Source organism: Brevibacillus daliensis (genome assembly GCF_021245735.1).
GTDB lineage: Bacteria > Bacillota > Bacilli > Brevibacillales > Brevibacillaceae > Brevibacillus_B > Brevibacillus_B daliensis.
In genome coordinates, this window is record NZ_JAJISB010000014.1 from 103,402 (window position 1) to 120,734 (window position 17,333).

Consider the following 17,333-nt stretch of genomic DNA (forward strand, 5'->3'; position numbering starts at 1 on the left):
ATTTTTTGGTGGTAATGAGTAAATAATTTAAAGAAGCGTGCAGACACTGTACCTTTCCTTACTTTGTCTACACGCTGTATCTATTAATTATTACTTATTCATTGTTAATTGTTTCTTACATGTTGCGTCGATATTTTCCGCCTACTTCATACAAAGCTTCGCTAATTTGTCCCAAGGAAGCCACTTTTACTACTTCCATCAACTCGGAAAAAATATTTCCACCCAACAAGGCAACCTCTTGTAATTTTTTCAATGCTTCAGGGGCTTGATCAGAATATCTCGCCTGAAACTCTCTCAAATTATGAATTTGTTGCTGTTTCTCCTCTTCTGTCGCCCGCGCCAACTCTATCTCATAATCTTCTTCTGAAGACTGAGGATTCAAGAAGGTGTTAACCCCAACAATCGGTAATTCTCCCGAGTGTTTTTTCATTTCATAGTACATGGATTCATCTTGAATTTTACCTCGTTGGTATTGTGTCTCCATGGCTCCCAGAACGCCTCCACGCGTACTGAGACGCTCGAATTCCTGTAGGACAGCCTCCTCTACCAAATCGGTCAATTCTTCAATAATAAAGGCTCCTTGCAGCGGGTTTTCATTCTTTGCCAAACCCAGCTCCTTGCCAATAATCATTTGAATCGCCATTGCACGACGTACTGAATTTTCTGTTGGTGTTGTAATGGCTTCATCGTAAGCGTTGGTATGCAGGGAGTTACAGTTGTCATAAATAGCGATCAAAGCCTGCAACGTGGTACGTATATCATTGAAATCCATCTCCTGCGCATGAAGAGAACGCCCTGAGGTTTGGATATGGTATTTCAATTTCTGACTGCGTTCATTGGCTCCATAGCGACGGTTCATCGCCACTGCCCAGATTCTACGCGCCACCCGACCAATTACTGTGTATTCCGGATCAAGGCCGTTTGAAAAGAAGAACGAAAGATTAGGTGCAAAATCATCTATTTTCATGCCTCTGCTCAAATAATATTCTACATAGGTAAAACCATTTGCCAGAGTAAAGGCTAGTTGCGTAATCGGATTGGCTCCTGCTTCTGCAATATGATACCCAGAGATGGAAACAGAATAATAATTACGCACCTGATTCTCGATAAAGTAACTCTGAATATCTCCCATCATGCGAAGGGCGAACTCCGTAGAGAAAATGCATGTATTCTGTCCCTGATCCTCTTTCAAAATATCTGCCTGCACTGTACCGCGTACTGTGGACAGCGTATACGCCCTGATTTTTTCGTACTCTTCCTCTGATGGCTGTCTGCCTTCCTTCTCAACAAATACCTCTACCTGTTGCTCAATGGCTGACAGTAAAAACATCGCAAGGATCATGGGCGCAGGACCATTAATCGTCATGGAAACGGACGTGGACGGAGCGCACAAATCAAATCCTGCATACAGCTTTTTCATATCATCTAGTGTACAGATGCTAACACCGCTTGTTCCAATTTTTCCGTAGATATCTGGACGCTCATGAGGGTCCTGCCCATATAACGTTACGCTGTCAAAAGCTGTACTAAGCCGTTTGGCATCATCATTCTTAGATAAGAAATGGAATCGGCGGTTGGTACGCTCTGGGGTCCCTTCCCCTGCAAACTGGCGACGAGGATCTTCCCCTTCTCGTTTAAATGGAAAAACACCAGCGGTATACGGAAACTCTCCAGGAACGTTATCTCTCATGCACCAGCGTAAAATATCTCCCCATTCGTTAAATGCAGGCAAGCTAATTTTGGGAATGCGAAGACCTGAAAGAGATGTGGAGTATAGTTTGGTCCTTACTTCTTTCTCACGGATTTTGGTGATGAACTCGTCTTGTGTATATCTTTCCTTCATAGACGGCCACTCTTCTATCAGTGCCTTATTAGCAGAATCGAGCTTACTGGTAAAGAATGCGATCTGTTCATCCAAATGGAGGATTAGCTGTGTCTCTATCCCAGACTTTTCTTGTAGGATCTCTTTAGCCCCATGTAACTGGTAGAGCTTACGAGCATACTCAGCCTGTTCTTCTACATAACGATGATAGCTACGAATTGTGCTTGCAATATCCTGTAGGTAACTCAGCTGTTCAACAGGAATAAGCGGTTGTTTACTAACAGGCACAGGAGTTGGATCTAAATGGTCAACTTTCCAATCCAGATTACATTTCTGAGCGATCGCTCGTACCATGCCCGCAAAAAGAGCTGAGGTACCAGGGTCATTAAACTGACTGGCCATCGTTCCATAGATCGGTAGCTGATTGTCCTCAGCATCAAACAAATTATGATTCCGTCGATACTGTTTACGAACCTCTCGTAATGCGTCCTCCGAGCCTTTTCGATCAAATTTATTGATTGCTACTAGCTCAGCAAAATCCAGCATGTCGATTTTTTCTAACTGAGTGGGTGCTCCGAACTCACTGGTCATCACGTACAAGGAAAGATCACATATATCCGCGATTTTGGCATCTCCCTGACCTATACCACTTGTCTCGATAATGATCAGGTCAAAAGCTGCTGTTTTTACGACTTGCAATGCGTCCGTAATCGCTAGCGATAATTCCGATCCTGATTGCCGCGTTGCCAAGCTACGCATATACACGCGAGGCGTTTGAATGGCATTCATCCGAATACGGTCACCAAGCAATGCCCCTCCCGTCTTTTGCTTGGAAGGATCGACAGACAAAATTGCTAGCGTTTTATCCGGAAACGTATTCAGAAAACGGCGAACGAGCTCATCTGTCAATGAACTTTTCCCCGCCCCACCCGTACCTGTAATCCCTACAACAGGCGAGGACTGATTAAGTTGAGCCAGCTGTTCCTGTACAGGAACAAATATTGATTTATTTTGTACACCATATTCTGCAAGCGTAATTAAACGCGAAATTGCCGTATGATCCTGATTCTCCAATTCTTCTACTTCCCGCTCTAATGAAGTTACAGTGGGGAAATCACATTCCTTCAGCATTTCATTAATCATGCCTTGTAAGCCTAGAGCCCTGCCATCATCAGGAGAAAAAATCTTGCTAACACCGTAATTCTCCAGCTCTCTTATTTCACGAGGAACGATTACTCCTCCACCGCCACCATATACTCTAATATGGGAAGCGCCATGTTCCTTCAGCAAATCGATCATATATTTAAAATATTCGACATGTCCGCCTTGATAGGAGCTGATGGCGATTCCCTGCACGTCTTCTTGAATGGCAGCATCCACGATTTCAACAACAGATCGATTGTGTCCGAGATGGATAACCTCTGCACCAGAGGATTGCAAAATTCTTCGCATAATATTGATTGATGCATCATGTCCGTCATAGAGGCTGGCTGCGGTTACAAAACGAACTTTATGGTTCGGTCGATACACTTCTGTTTCCATCTGAATTCCTCCCTCATAGTAGGAGGGATTCGCTCTATTCTTCTACGCTGATATCACGCAAAAGTAAGTCTGTCTGTTTCTCGATGTATTCTTCTAGCGTATAGTGTTTGGCAAGAGTCCACCGACGGAATACCCACATTTCCCCCAAGACCATGATATTATTGGCCATCAGCTTTACATGCCGCTCTTCAGTACGAATAGAGCCATCCTCCATGCCTTTTCGTAATATTTCCTCAAAGATAGCTGTTATTGCTTCTTCACGACGCAATACGTAGCTCATCGCTTCCTTTGGTAATGACTTCGTTTCTTGATAAATCAAAAGGACGCGATCGTTCACTTGATCCATGACTCGGATTAAACTGCGCAACGCCACTTTTAATACCTTAATTCCTGGACCTTTGTAAGTAATGGCTTCACGTAATCGTTCCTCTAATTCATTATGGATCGAGTCGCATACTAAATAGAGTACATCTTCTTTTGATTCAATATATTCATACAATGTACCAATGCTAAACCCCGAAGCACGAGCAATCTCCCGTGTGGTTGTTTTATGAAATCCTTTATGAATAAAAAGATCAACAGCTGCTTCGATGATTTGTTCTCTTCTTTTTTCTATCAGTTTGGGATCTTTTACTAGAGAAGGTATTGTTTTTTTGCGTTCTTTCACGGATTAATCCACCTCACAACTATTTGACTGAGCGAACGATAGAGCGTGACATCTCTACCAGGACTTTTGTAACTTTTCTCATTATACTAACCCCTAAAATACGCTACAATCCTTAATCCGTGGAAAAACGTTCCAGTCCTGTAACAAGCCTATCTTTCTTTGATTACGAAGATTCAGACTCTTGTTTAATAAGTTGTCTGACCATCCGCTCTGCTACCGCATAAGGATCTATTTGTCGATCGACCGCTTCCTCTATATCGCTCGCAAAAGCCTCTTCCTGCAAACGTTGTAATAGGAGGTTATATAATTGCTGGTTAACCAGCTCCGTTACCTCTTGACGCATACGGTAAACCTTTCTCTCTTCTCCTTCACCTGAAGCTCTCAGATGATTGGTATGGCGTTTGATCTCCTGCCACAGCTCTTGCATTCCTTTTTGCTCAGTGGCTATCGTTTTTATAATAGGCGGACGCCAGGTAGCATCATGCTTTACCAGATCCAGCATCTGTTCTACTTCAATCTCCAGCTTTTGCACCCCTGGTATATCTGATTTATTGATAACAAACAGATCAGCTATCTCCATAATTCCTGCCTTGAACGCCTGAACGGAATCTCCACCGCCAGGATTAAGTACAACGAGAGTAGTATCAGCGGCTTTCATGATGTCCAGCTCAGTTTGTCCCACACCTACCGTTTCGATAATGACTACATCGCACCCATATGCATCCAGAATACGGACTGCCTCCTTGGTATGGCGTGATAACCCACCTAGATTACCACGCGTCCCCATACTTCTTATAAACACACCCGGATCTGGTGCATGATGTTGCATGCGTACACGATCTCCCAATAGAGCTCCGCCAGTAAACGGACTTGTCGGATCGACTGCAACGACACCAACCGTCAGTGATTCTGCCCGTAAAAAGGTGAGTAATGCATCAACTAACGAGCTTTTTCCCGCTCCAGGTGATCCCGTAAATCCTATGAGTATAGCCTTACCTGTATGAGGATAAATCTCCCTTAGAATCTGTGCCTTATCCGGAAAATCATCCTCAATCCAGGTAATCGCTCTCGCAGCTGCGCGAACATCTCCCGATAAAATCCTTTTCGTAATGGGGTGCACGTTATCTCCCCTATTCTTTTAATAAGAAATTGCTGATCACAATACGCTGAATCTCGTTTGTTCCCTCGTAGATCTGAGTGATTTTCGCATCTCGCATAAAACGCTCAACCGGATATTCACGGGTGTAACCATATCCTCCAAATACTTGTACCGCCTCCGTTGTTACCTCCATAGCAATGTCACCAGCGAATACCTTGGACATGGCAGAAGCTTTACCATATGGCAGTCCTTGGTCCTCTCTCCAGGCAGCCTGATAAGTGAGCAGTCTTGCCGCTTCAATCTGTGTCGCCATATCTGCCAGCTTAAATTGGATTGCCTGAAGGGAAGCAATTGGCTTTCCGAACTGCACGCGCTCTTTCGCATAGGCAAGTGCATGATCGAATGCCCCTTGTGCAATTCCCAATGCTTGAGCGGCAATTCCATTTCGGCCACCGTCTAATGTCATCATAGCTATCTTAAAGCCTTGCCCTTCCTCACCCAATCGATTTCCGACTGGCACTCTGACATCTTCCATGATTACTTCCAAGGTGAGAGACGAACGGATACCCAGTTTTTTCTCTTTCTTACCCATAGAGAATCCCGGCATATCTTTTTCTACAATGAAGGCAGTTACGCCTTTATGCTTACTAGACGCATCCGTTACGGCAAATACAATATAAATCTCTGCTTCACCTGCGTTTGTAATAAAGATTTTATTCCCATTCAGGACATAGTGATCGCCATCACGAACTGCTGTCGTCCGCATGCCGGCTGAGTCTGATCCCGACCCTGGTTCGGTTAGGCAATATGCGCCCATTTTTTTACCTTCTGCCAATGGGCGCAAGAACTGTTGCTTTTGCTCTTCTGTACCAAATTTATAAATCGGCCAGCTAGCTAGCGAAACATGTGCAGACAACGTTACACCAATAGAAGCATCTACCCGAGATAGTTCTTCTACTGCAAGCACATAGCTTACATAATCTGCGCCTGCACCACCGTATTCTTCACCCCAAGGAATACCTGTAAGCCCCAATTCAGCCATTTCTTCAAAAATGGAGCGGTCAAACCTTTCCTCTTCATCCCGCTCAGAAGCAGTCGGAGCTACTCTGTTTTCTGCGAACTCCCTCACCATTTTACGAATCATTTCTTGCTCTTCACTCAGACGAAAATCCATTCTCTACACTCCCTCACTCTTTTACTTGTTTAACAAATGTTTTGCCAATACTATTTGTTGGATTTGTGTAGTTCCCTCATATATTTGAGTAACCTTGGCATCTCGGAATAACCTCTCTACTGGATATTCCCTCGTATAACCATAGCCACCAAAAATTTGTATGGCTTCCGTAGCTGTAAACATCGCCGTATCAGCTGCAAACCGTTTCGCTATGGATGCTTCCTTACTACAAGGAAGTCCTTTCATTTGCAGAGAGGCTGCTTGGTAAACCAGCAATTTGCTTGCTTCCACTCTGGTAGCCATATCAGCCAGTTTAAAAGCGATGGCTTGCTGCTTGCCGATCGGTCCACCAAATTGCTTTCGCTCCTTGGCATAATCAACGGAATACTGGAGTGCTGCTTCTGCAATCCCTAGCGCTTGTGCAGCGATACCAATTCGGCCAATGTCCAGATTGGAAAGGGCAATTTTGAAGCCATCTCCCTCTTCCCCTATACGATTACTTACAGGGATCTCAGCCTGATCAAAAATAAGCTCTGTGGTATTGGAGCCGAACAGACCCATTTTTTTCTCTTTTTTACCTACAGTAAATCCTGGCGAATCCTTCTCTACAATGAACGCTGTGATTCCTTTGCTACCCATAGATGGATCGGTAACTGCAAAAGTGACGTAAGTATCAGCTTCTCCGCCATTCGTAATGAATACTTTGTTACCATTTAGCAGATAATGATCGCCTTTTCTGACGGCAGAAGTGCGGATACTTGCTGCATCCGAGCCTGCTTGAGGTTCCGTTAAGGCAAATGCCCCCAGATACTCGCCACTAGCTAGTTTCTTTACATACTTGTTCTTTTGTTCGTCTGTACCAAAATAAAGAATAGGCGTTGTCCCTACCGAGGTATGCACAGAAAGTATCACCCCAAGGGCTGCGCTTACTTTAGAAATCTCTTCAATGGCAATGATATAGGAGAGAAAATCCGCTTCTGCACCGCCCCACTTTTCAGGAATCGGGATTCCCATTAATCCGAGCGTTGCCATTTTTGCAATCAACGGTCTCGGAAATTCCTCGGTTTCTTCCATGTGCGATACAAATGGCAAGACCTCATTTTTGGCAAAGTCTCTAACCATGTTGCGCATCATCAACTGTTCATCTGTTAAGCGAAGCTCCATAATCAATTCCTTCCCTGTATACATAGTTTTCCGATCTTACTCGTACACGTAAAATCCTCTACCCGATTTTTTGCCGAGCCAGCCTGCTTTAACATATTGGCGCAAGAGTGGACAAGGACGATATTTGGAATCCCCGAATCCTTCGTGCAATACCTCCATAATGTAAAGACACGTATCAAGCCCAATAAAATCAGCCAATGTAATCGGTCCCATCGGGTGATTCATACCCAGCTTCATAATGTCATCGACCGCTTCTTTGGTTGCTATCCCTTCATACACACAGTAGATCGCTTCATTAATCATCGGCATAAGAACACGATTTGAGATAAACCCTGGAAAATCGTTGCAGCTAACGGGCACTTTGCCCATTTTTTTAGTCAAATCCTCTACGCATTCATAGACCGCATCAGATGTCTGCAAGCCTCTAATAATCTCGACCAGCTTCATCACAGGTACCGGATTCATAAAATGCATCCCGATTACCTGTTCAGGGCGCTTAGTAACCGCAGCAATTTCTGTGATTGGAAGCGATGAGGTATTGCTAGCTAAAATGGTGTGAGATGGACATATTTGATCCAGTTGAGAGAAAAGCTGCTCTTTCGCTTCCATGTTTTCTACAATGGCTTCAATTACCAAGTCTGCCTCTCTGCCGTTTTCCAGTTCAGTTGACGTATTAATCCTAGAAAGAATCGCTTCTTTCTCGTCAGAAGTCAGTTTCCCTTTCTCCACCTGTCTGGCAAGGTTGTTCTCAATGGCACCATACCCGCGATTTACAAATTCTTCTTTCATGTCATGTAGCAATACTTGAAAGCCAGCATGTGCAGCTACCTGGGCAATTCCGCTTCCCATCTGTCCTGCGCCTACAACCATGATCGTTAGAATGTTCTGACTCATTTCCTTACTCCTCTCCTTCTACCTGTAACAAGATTGCATCTCCTTGCGCCGCACCACTACAGATTGCTGCGATACCAAGCCCGCCACCTCTTCTTCGTAACTCATGGATTAACGTAACGATAATGCGAGCACCGCTTGCCCCGATTGGGTGTCCCAGCGCGATGGCACCTCCATTTACGTTAACTTTTTCTTCATCCCAGCTAACCAATCGGCCGCTAGTGAGGGTAACTGCGGCAAATGCCTCGTTTACCTCGAACAAGTCAATCTCTTCTATGCTAACCCCTGTTTTCTTCAATAGCTTTTGAATGGCTAGACCTGGTGTTGTCGCAATATATGGTGCTTCTGCTGCAACTTCTGCATGACCAATGATTGTCGCTAATGGCTTTATCCCTAATTCATTTGCTTTTTCTTCTGACATTAATACAAGTGCAGCTGCGCCATCATTAACCCCTGGCGCGTTGCCTGCTGTTATCGTGCCATCTTTTTTATATAAAGGTGATAATCTAGCGAGGCCCTCCATCGTCGTATCAAATCTGGGTGTTTCGTCTTCCGTAATCAAGATGGGCTCTCCTTTACGAACTGGTATGGGAACAGGGACTATTTCTTCTGCAAAATACCCCGCTTCAATAGCCCTTTTCGCGCGCATCTGACTACGGTATGCCCATGCATCCTGTTCTTCACGGGAGATATCATACTCCTTCGCCACATTACTTCCATGCACAGCCATAGGAACCTGATGAAACGTACAGGTTAAGCCATCATGCGTCATCAGATCAAGAATGCTACCGTCTCCCATTCGGTAACCCTGTCTAGCTTTTGGCAAAGCATACGGTGCATTGCTCATGCTCTCCATGCCACCTGCCACAATAATCTCTGCATCCTGACCACGGATAATCTGTTCCCCTAATGTAACTGCTCTCATGCCTGAGGCACATACCTTATTAATCGTTTCACTCGGTACTTCCCAAGGGAGTCCTGCTTCTCGCGCTGCCTGTCTGGATGGAATTTGACCTGCCCCTGCTTGTAGCACCATACCCATAATTACCTTGTCTACAAGGCTACTATCCACATTGGCACGTACGAGTGCTTCTTTTATCACCAATGCCCCTAACGATACAGCTGTCACACCCTTAAGCCCACCCATTAGTTTGCCAAAAGGCGTTCGGACCGCCCCCACAATTACTGTTCTCATGATCTGGTTCCCCTTTCTGCACGCACGAATACACTCACTAATCTGATCGAGCGGTCGTTCACTTTCTTACTTTATATTTTGCATCTAGTAGAAAAAATAGTCAATTTGTTGTTTTCAATCAATTCACTCTGATACAGCAAAAGATGGCGACCCATACCCTTGGTCGCCACTACTTTATTTATTAAATCGCATCTGCCAAAATTTCAGCAATATCTCTCGCTTTTACTTCTTCTACTTCTTTTGTTTTCAGCCCATCATCCATCATGGTCAGGCAATATGGACAAGCACTGGCAATTGCCGTAGGCTTCACTTCCAAGGCTTGTTCGGTTCTGGCTACATTTACCCGTGTTCCCTCATGTTCTTCCATCCACATTAATCCGCCACCAGCTCCACAGCACATGCTGTCACAGCCACTTCGTTTCATTTCAACGATCTCAACGCCTGGGATAGAGGTAAGGATTTGTCTAGGCATATCGTATATATTATTGTAGCGACCTAGGTAGCAGGAATCATGATAAGTAATTCGTTCTTTTACTTCCTTGGTTGGTTTCAAGCGACCTTCTTCCAGCCATTTCACCAGCAGTTCAGAATGATGATATACTTCGGCTTGCAATCCGAATTCTGGATATTCGTTTTTAAACGTATTAAAGGCGTGTGGATCACATGTTACGATTTTCTTTACCCCATAAGCTTCAAACAAGGCAACGTTCTCTTGCGCTAATTGCTGGAACAAGAATTCGTTCCCGATTCGACGTGCTGTGTCACCAGAGTTCTTCTCTTCGTTCCCCAGAATAGCAACCTTAATTCCGGCAGCATGCATTAGCTTGACAAAGGAATGAGTAATTTTCATGCTTCGATTATCAAATGAACCCATTGAACCAACCCAGAACAGATATTCAAATTCATCTGTCTCTTTAACAGTAGGAACGGTGTACTCTTCAGATAATCCTTCCATCCACTTCATACGATCCTTCCGGTTAATCCCCCACGGATTACCTTGGCGCTCAATATTATTTAACGCGCGTTGTGCTTCCTGCGGCATACTGCCTTCCGTCATAACAAGGTAGCGTCGCATATCGATAATTTTATCCACATGCTCATTCATGACCGGACACTGATCTTCACAGTTACGACAGGTCGTACATGCCCACAGCTCCTGTTCCGTAATAATCTCTCCAACCAATGCCTTATCGTAGACAGCCTCGGCTGTAGCTGTGCCACCCTCAGAAGTAGCAGCTACTTCACTAGCCTCGATGGCAATCTGATTTGCCTTCGTTTGCGAAAAGGCGAAGCTTGGCATCCAAGGTGTACGTGACGTTACACTTGCTCCTTTTTCCGTTAGATGATCTCGCATTTTTACGATTACATCCATAGGCGACAGCATTTTGCCTGTACCAGATGCTGGACACATATTGGTACAGCGCCCACATTCCACACAAGCGTATAGATCAATCAGTTGTGTTTGAGTGAAATCCTCAATTTTGCCATTTCCAAACACCTCTTGTGTCTCGTCCTCAAAGTTGATCGTAGACAATTTCCCAGGAGGGCTGGTCCGCTTAAACCAGACATTGATTGGAGCGAAAATGAGGTGCGCATGTTTGGACTGAGGTACATACACGGCAAAAGATAATAAAATCAACGTATGCGCCCACCAAAACACATAAAATAGTGTAGCAGCAGCAGCCGTGCCAATTCCCGCAAACAGCGCAGCAATCAAGGAAGAGAATGGCGCATAGCCAGATGGTTCATGACCAAGCCATATCTGTTCGAACCCAAGCGACAAAATTACCGTAGTCATAAGGGAGCTAATAAAAATCAGGACTAATCCAGATTTAAGACCTCGTTTCAATCGTTTCAGTTTCTCAATGTATCGACGATAAAAGGCGTAGGCAACTGCAGCCACAATCAGAAACGCAGTAATTTCCTGCATGAGACTGAAGTATTTATGAGCCGAACCAAAAGGTAGCTCAAATCCTTTTACCAAGCCTTTCATAATTAGTTCAATTGCACCGAATTGCAAAATAATAAAGCCATAAAACATAACGATGTGCATGATACCGCTTTTTTTGTCTTTTAACAGCTTTTTCTGTAAGAATACATTGTTGATGATGAGTTGAAGCCGTGTTCCAAAGTTATCATGCTTGTCAGGCTTTTTCCCCAATTTCAGGAACAAATAGCGACTGTATAATACATGAGCTACAAGATAAAGCCCGTAAGCAAGTACAAGGAAAAATGCAATCAGATTAAACAAAGCCAAAGTTTCCATCTCTGCCAGCTCCTCATTCTTACTATTTGGATATTTCGAAATTTAATGTTTTTATTATCTTAACAGAACTGTCTGCAAAAATGAATGACTATTCATTCAAAAATACAACTTCATTCAAAATTTAGAGGTAGAATCAAAAATAAGCCTGCCTTTCCTGACATAGAAAGGCGGGCTTACGATGTAATTCATGCTTCTAGTGAGGGGCGTTTTATATTCCCGTTACTTCTTTTTCCTTTTGTTGATCATCTTGTTTCTTCTCGGTCTCTTGCATTTTTGCTTCCTCTTTTTGTTTCTTTTGATCTTCCTGCTCACGACGTACATCTGCCAAAGATTTTACTTTTGTAGCTTCTATACGTTGATTACGGTACAGACCAACTGGCTCCAGATTATTGATCTCATCCTGCATCAATGCAGCAATACCAACTGGTTTGCGTTTTTCAGCCAGATAGTATTCATTTTTCGACAGATCAGGTGCCTTGTAGCTCTGCGGTTCAGGATACGCAGTGATAACACCTTCAAAGTTACGCAAGATTACCTTGTCAGCCGATTGCGAAATGATATAATTTGGCATGACCGGAATTTTACCTCCACCATGTGGAGCGTCCACCACGAATGTAGGTACCGCATACCCTGAAGTATGACCACGTAAATATTCCATAATCTCTAGTCCCTTGGAAACAGGAGCGCGGAAATGTCCAATTCCTTCAGACAGGTCACACTGATAAATATAATAAGGACGTACACGAATTTTTACCAAGTCTTGCATTAAACGCTTCATCGTATAAGGATCATCATTGATACCGGCCAGAATTACCGACTGATTTCCTAGTGGCACACCAGCAAAAGAGAGCATTTCACAAGCTTTTTTCGCTTCTTCTGTGATCTCCTTTGGATGATTAAAGTGTGTGTTAAGCCAAACCGGATGATATTTCTTCAAGATATTGCAGAGGTTCTCTGTGATACGTTGCGGGAATACAACAGGAGCACGAGTACCAATTCGGATGATTTCCACATGTGGGATTTCACGTAAGCTCTTGATTACATATTCCAAAATACGGTCATTAATGAGAAGAGCATCCCCACCAGACAATAATACGTCCCGTACTTCAGGCGTATTACGGATATAGTCGATACAGGCGTCCAGCTGTTTCTTCGGTACACCCATTCCAATTTGACCGGAAAAACGTCTGCGTGTACAGTAACGACAATACATAGAGCATTGGTTAGTTACCAAGAATAGAACCCGGTCTGGATAACGGTGCGTCAAGCCTGGAACAGGAGAATCCTGGTCCTCATGCAAAGGATCTTCCATGTCATACTTCGTGCGAATCATTTCTCTTGACAATGGGACTGATTGCATACGAACAGGATCTGTAGGATCATTTTCATCCATCAAAAGTGCATAGTACGGCGTAATATTCAAGGGGATGGTCTTACTGGAGATCCTCACACCTTCCTCTTCATCCGGAGTCATGTTGATTACCTGTTTCAAATCATCCACTGTTTTGATTGTATGAGTCAACTGCCACATCCAGTCATTCCATTGTTCGTCCGTTACATCTTTCCACATTTCAATTTGGCGCCAGTCGCGAAGTTTACGTACTTCTAAAGACATTACTATCTCCTCCTTGCAAGTCGAATCGTGCTATTGCATCACGCATGATCTATAACAATTGCAAGAAGGATGCCAATTTTGCATAAATATTTTATTAATTCTGATAAATGCTGATTTAACAAGGGATTTGCTTTATCTTCGAAAGAATGAGATTAGATCGTCCTGGGTGACTCGCTTGTTGGTATGCCGATTTTTTGGCATTAAAGTGATCTCTTTCAATTGTAAGTAATGTTCATGATGTTTTTCTTTATTCTTCTTTTAACTGAGAGAGCTTATATTGCAAGGTCTGACGTGGAATTCCCAGTCGTTTGGCTGCTTGCAGAACATTACCATTAGTTTCGTTCATCGCTGACATAATTAAATTTTTCTCAGTATTATGCAGTACCTCTCGCAAAGTACCCGTCATTGTCACATGAGCGATTCCTTTGTCTTGCTCCATTTTGTCACGCTCAACTTGTCCTTCCATGCGAGTAATAAATGATGGGGGTAAATCCTCCTGTTCGATTCGATCACCCTCTACTAAATTCATTGCTGCCTCAATCATATGCTCCAGCTCACGAATATTTCCTGGCCACTGATAGGTAAAAAACCAGTCTTCTACTTGAGAGTGTAGTCCCCGCACCTTCAGCTCAAACAATCGGTTGTACTTCGCAATGAAATGATTGGTAAGTAAAGGGATATCTTCTCGTCTATCACGTAAAGGCGGTAAGGTGAAGGACACCACATGAAGACGATAGTATAGATCTGCCCGTAATGCACCGCTTTCCAGTACTTTTTCTGGCTCCTCATTGGTAGCAGCAATCACTCTGATGTCTACCTGAATGGGGTTCGTACCGCCCACTCTTCTCACTTGCCCGTCTTGCAGTACCCTAAGCAGCTTGGCTTGGAGCTCCCCTGGCATACTGTTAATCTCATCGAGAAAAAGGGTTCCTCCATTTGCTACCTCAAAAAGCCCTGGGCGATCCTCCGCCCCAGTAAAGCCTCCTTTTACGGTTCCAAATAATATGCCTTCTAATAATGATGCTGGTAAAGCTGCACAATTTTGAGCAATGAACGGACGATTTTTACGTGGGGATGCCTGGTGGACGGACTGGACCAGCAATTCCTTTCCTGTTCCGGTCTCTCCATAAATTAAGATAGGCGAAGAGGTTTGAGAAGCTCGCATCGCCATGCGCTTCAACCGTTTCATCTCGTCATTAACAGTTAAAATATCATCAAATTGATACGTTACTTGATCTGATACTCGGGATTTCACAGGTTTTTGCCGATTTCCCTGTACCTGAACCTGAAGATCAACCAGTTGTTCTGACAGCTCACGCATTTTCTTGATATCTTTAGCTACTTCAACTGCCCCTACCAATCGCTCGCCTACTTTAACAGGAAGCGTCGTGTTGATCGTCTCAACCTGTACGCCTCGCCAGTTTGTATAACGTTGCGACTGATGATAAAGAGGTTTTCCTGTCTTAATTACCTTAAGCAGGGTACTCGAATTGGCATCTAATGAAGGAAACACTTCCAGAAGAGGTTTTCCCAAGACTTCCTCCTGCGTTAGCCCGTCCAATCTAGCGGCAATGTGATTATACATAATCGTCTGGCCTTGTGCGTCTACTACATGAATTCCCTCATCAATTGCACCCAATATCGCGGTTAACATTTCAACGGTTTCTGACTCTGGTAACGTACTCACAGCACCCCTCCTGACAAACTGCCAAAAACTGGTCATAATGCCGAAAAACCGGCATTAACGTTTTTTTTCGATTTGATTCACTAGAAAAAGCGTGAAGATGACATGCCCAACCATCCAAACCAATATACCGATAAAGGAATATGAGATACCGCTCAACGAAGTAAAAATAAAATAAAGAAGAAAGAATAGTATATTCCACCCCACAGCATAGCTGAATATTCTGTTTTTCTTTTTGCGAGGATAAAAAAAGATAAATAAAAATGTGACCAAAACGGAGATCACCAAATGAATGAAAAATTCCAAAATAGCAGGGGCGTGTTCAAATCCAGGCACATAGCTTATGTTCAATAAAATTTGGAGAGTGTTGGATTGAAACACTCCATCTCCAATTGCCAACACAACCCCTAACATAAGCCCTGCTAGTAAACCATTACTAATTGCGAATAACACAGGAATTACCCCTCTCCTAGTATCTACGCATTATATTTATTAGTTTTTTTATCCTCAGTTTTCTGTTAGTAATCAGAAATCGTTAACTCCCAGTTGAACTCCCCAATATATTGCTCATTCAACCATAATTGATAGCCTACATACAAATGACTGGGCATTTGATCTTCTTTAGTCAGACGCCATTCAAACGTTTTGGTACGCATGTGCATGTTTCCATAGGGACTCTTGTACAAGCCTTCTGTACTTTTCCCCTTTTGAAAAACCTGCTTCATCTGTAGGGTACCCTGCCTGATGATCTGAAGGCTCTGATCATCTATTTTTACAATATTGGATACTTCTCCTGAATCTACTAGCTCTTCCTTGTAGTGAACGTACCAAGCCGTCTCTTTCTGTACAACTTTTCCCTCTGTTACAAGCGTTGTTATATCCTCTTCGCCGTTTGCCTTCTGTGTAATTACCAATCGCAATTGTTTTTCCTGCATATTGAAACCTCACATTTCCATTCTGACTACATATGTTCTACTATCTAGTGTTACATTCTTCAATTTGATTTTCAACTGTCTCGTTTTTTGTTGGACAATTTAGGACTTTAAAAAGATCGTTTTCTTCCTACTATGCGAGAGAAAACCATCTTCTCTTTTCACCCTTCGCTTAAAGTCTTCGCCCCGCAAGGGGTTAAACTGTCCGCTCCGCACTCTTTGCCCAGCAGCGGACACTCATAGCCTTCTTGCTGGACCTTAACGAGTTCGCAGACAAAAAATGTGCTTCTTCTGCGTACCCACTACAGTAGGAATAGTTCATACATTCTTATCCAATAAAAAAGAGCAAGGAAACCATATAGCTTCCTTGCCCTATCTTGTATTTATGTTGTATCCATCAGAAGCCTATTTAACAAAACCTAGTAGAAGTTCACGCAAAATTTTAGAAGCAACGATTTGTGTCATTTCACTATGATCATAAACCGGAGCAACTTCCACCAAGTCAAAACCTACGACATTAGCACCCGCATTAGCCATATGGTGAATCGTGTCCAGAAGCTCTCTAGATGTAATTCCACCTGCTTCGGTTGTTCCTGTTCCCGGTGCTGCGGATGGATCTAGAACGTCAATATCGATGGTGAGATAGATCGGACGGTTACCAATAGTAGGCAGAACCTGCTTCACTGGCTCAAGTACATCATATTTGTAGAGATGCATATTTTCTTTTGCCCACTCAAATTCTTCTTTCATTCCGCTGCGAATTCCGAACGAGTAAACATTTTTTCCGCCAATTAGATTGCATGCCTTCTTAATTGGTGTGGAATGGGAATAAGGATAGCCTTCATATGAGTCACGCAGGTCAGTATGTGCATCAAAATGAAAAATCACCAAATCCTGCTGATATTTCTCGTACATTGCCTGAATGACCGGCCAGGTTACCAGATGCTCTCCACCTAATCCCACTGGAATCTTGTTGTCTGCTAATACTTTAGAAACGAAGGTGCGAATCGCATCTAGACTTCCTTCCACGTTTCCAAAAGGAAGCGGAATATCACCAGCATCAAAGTATTTAATATCCTCCAGGAGCCTGTCCAGATATGGGCTGTATTCTTCCAGTCCTATAGACACCTCACGAATGCGGGCAGGTCCAAACCTTGATCCCGGACGAAAACTAACGGTCCAATCCATCGGCATTCCGTAAATGACAGCCTGACTTTCTTCGTAATCCTGGTGACTGCGAATAAACACTTTGCCGGAGTATGCTTCATCAAAGCGCATCTTT

General features: G+C 43.5%; 13 protein-coding genes. All 13 read right to left on the reverse strand.

Annotated features, from left to right (window positions below):
- Positions 1–115 precede the first annotated feature (115 nt).
- Complete coding sequence (gene icmF, locus LM917_RS12895; RefSeq protein ID WP_232697929.1) at positions 116–3,364, reverse strand: fused isobutyryl-CoA mutase/GTPase IcmF; 3,249 nt, start codon at positions 3,362–3,364, stop codon at positions 116–118.
- A gap of 34 nt (positions 3,365–3,398) precedes the next feature.
- Positions 3,399–4,031, reverse strand: a complete 633-nt coding sequence (locus LM917_RS12900; RefSeq protein ID WP_232697930.1) for a TetR/AcrR family transcriptional regulator — start codon at positions 4,029–4,031, stop codon at positions 3,399–3,401.
- Positions 4,032–4,194: 163 nt separating this feature from the next.
- Positions 4,195–5,151 (reverse strand): methylmalonyl Co-A mutase-associated GTPase MeaB, encoded by a 957-nt coding sequence (meaB, locus tag LM917_RS12905; protein ID WP_232697931.1) that lies wholly within the window; start codon positions 5,149–5,151, stop codon positions 4,195–4,197.
- 10 nt (positions 5,152–5,161) lie between these two features.
- Positions 5,162–6,304, reverse strand: a complete 1,143-nt coding sequence (locus LM917_RS12910) for an acyl-CoA dehydrogenase (RefSeq protein WP_232697932.1) — start codon at positions 6,302–6,304, stop codon at positions 5,162–5,164.
- A gap of 21 nt (positions 6,305–6,325) precedes the next feature.
- Complete coding sequence (locus LM917_RS12915; RefSeq protein ID WP_232697933.1) at positions 6,326–7,468, reverse strand: acyl-CoA dehydrogenase; 1,143 nt, start codon at positions 7,466–7,468, stop codon at positions 6,326–6,328.
- A gap of 36 nt (positions 7,469–7,504) precedes the next feature.
- Positions 7,505–8,362, reverse strand: coding sequence for a 3-hydroxybutyryl-CoA dehydrogenase (locus LM917_RS12920; protein ID WP_232697934.1), 858 nt, complete (start codon positions 8,360–8,362; stop codon positions 7,505–7,507).
- A gap of 4 nt (positions 8,363–8,366) precedes the next feature.
- Entirely contained in the window at positions 8,367–9,554 is a 1,188-nt protein-coding gene (mmgA, locus tag LM917_RS12925) for an acetyl-CoA C-acetyltransferase (protein WP_232697935.1), read from the reverse strand.
- A 181-nt stretch (positions 9,555–9,735) separates the two neighbouring features.
- On the reverse strand, positions 9,736–11,820 hold the full coding sequence (locus tag LM917_RS12930; RefSeq protein WP_232697936.1) for a (Fe-S)-binding protein: 2,085 nt from the start codon (positions 11,818–11,820) through the stop codon (positions 9,736–9,738).
- Positions 11,821–12,028: 208 nt separating this feature from the next.
- Positions 12,029–13,435, reverse strand: coding sequence for a lysine 2,3-aminomutase (kamA, locus tag LM917_RS12935; protein ID WP_232697937.1), 1,407 nt, complete (start codon positions 13,433–13,435; stop codon positions 12,029–12,031).
- A gap of 247 nt (positions 13,436–13,682) precedes the next feature.
- Positions 13,683–15,089, reverse strand: coding sequence for a sigma-54 interaction domain-containing protein (locus LM917_RS12940; RefSeq protein WP_304502588.1), 1,407 nt, complete (start codon positions 15,087–15,089; stop codon positions 13,683–13,685).
- Positions 15,090–15,176: 87 nt separating this feature from the next.
- Positions 15,177–15,572, reverse strand: a complete 396-nt coding sequence (locus tag LM917_RS12945) for a hypothetical protein (protein ID WP_232697939.1) — start codon at positions 15,570–15,572, stop codon at positions 15,177–15,179.
- Positions 15,573–15,637: 65 nt separating this feature from the next.
- Positions 15,638–16,054, reverse strand: a complete 417-nt coding sequence (locus LM917_RS12950) for a YwiB family protein (RefSeq protein ID WP_232697940.1) — start codon at positions 16,052–16,054, stop codon at positions 15,638–15,640.
- Between the two features lie 402 nt (positions 16,055–16,456).
- Positions 16,457–17,329, reverse strand: a complete 873-nt coding sequence (speB, locus tag LM917_RS12955; RefSeq protein WP_232697941.1) for an agmatinase — start codon at positions 17,327–17,329, stop codon at positions 16,457–16,459.
- Positions 17,330–17,333: the final 4 nt, after the last annotated feature.

What these genes read in the sequence shown, in the direction of transcription:
- LM917_RS12915 (WP_232697933.1), bottom strand. Translation starts at nt 7,468, where the DNA reads ATGGAGCTTCGCTTAACAGATGAACAGTTGATGATGCGCAACATGGTT.
- icmF (WP_232697929.1), bottom strand. Translation starts at nt 3,364, where the DNA reads ATGGAAACAGAAGTGTATCGACCGAACCATAAAGTTCGTTTTGTAACC.
- kamA (WP_232697937.1), bottom strand. Translation starts at nt 13,435, where the DNA reads ATGTCTTTAGAAGTACGTAAACTTCGCGACTGGCGCCAAATTGAAATG.
- LM917_RS12910 (WP_232697932.1), bottom strand. Translation starts at nt 6,304, where the DNA reads ATGGATTTTCGTCTGAGTGAAGAGCAAGAAATGATTCGTAAAATGGTG.
- LM917_RS12930 (WP_232697936.1), bottom strand. Translation starts at nt 11,820, where the DNA reads ATGGAAACTTTGGCTTTGTTTAATCTGATTGCATTTTTCCTTGTACTT.
- LM917_RS12920 (WP_232697934.1), bottom strand. Translation starts at nt 8,362, where the DNA reads ATGAGTCAGAACATTCTAACGATCATGGTTGTAGGCGCAGGACAGATG.
- mmgA (WP_232697935.1), bottom strand. Translation starts at nt 9,554, where the DNA reads ATGAGAACAGTAATTGTGGGGGCGGTCCGAACGCCTTTTGGCAAACTA.
- LM917_RS12940 (WP_304502588.1), bottom strand. Translation starts at nt 15,089, where the DNA reads ATGTTAACCGCGATATTGGGTGCAATTGATGAGGGAATTCATGTAGTA.
- speB (WP_232697941.1), bottom strand. Translation starts at nt 17,329, where the DNA reads ATGCGCTTTGATGAAGCATACTCCGGCAAAGTGTTTATTCGCAGTCAC.
- LM917_RS12950 (WP_232697940.1), bottom strand. Translation starts at nt 16,054, where the DNA reads ATGCAGGAAAAACAATTGCGATTGGTAATTACACAGAAGGCAAACGGC.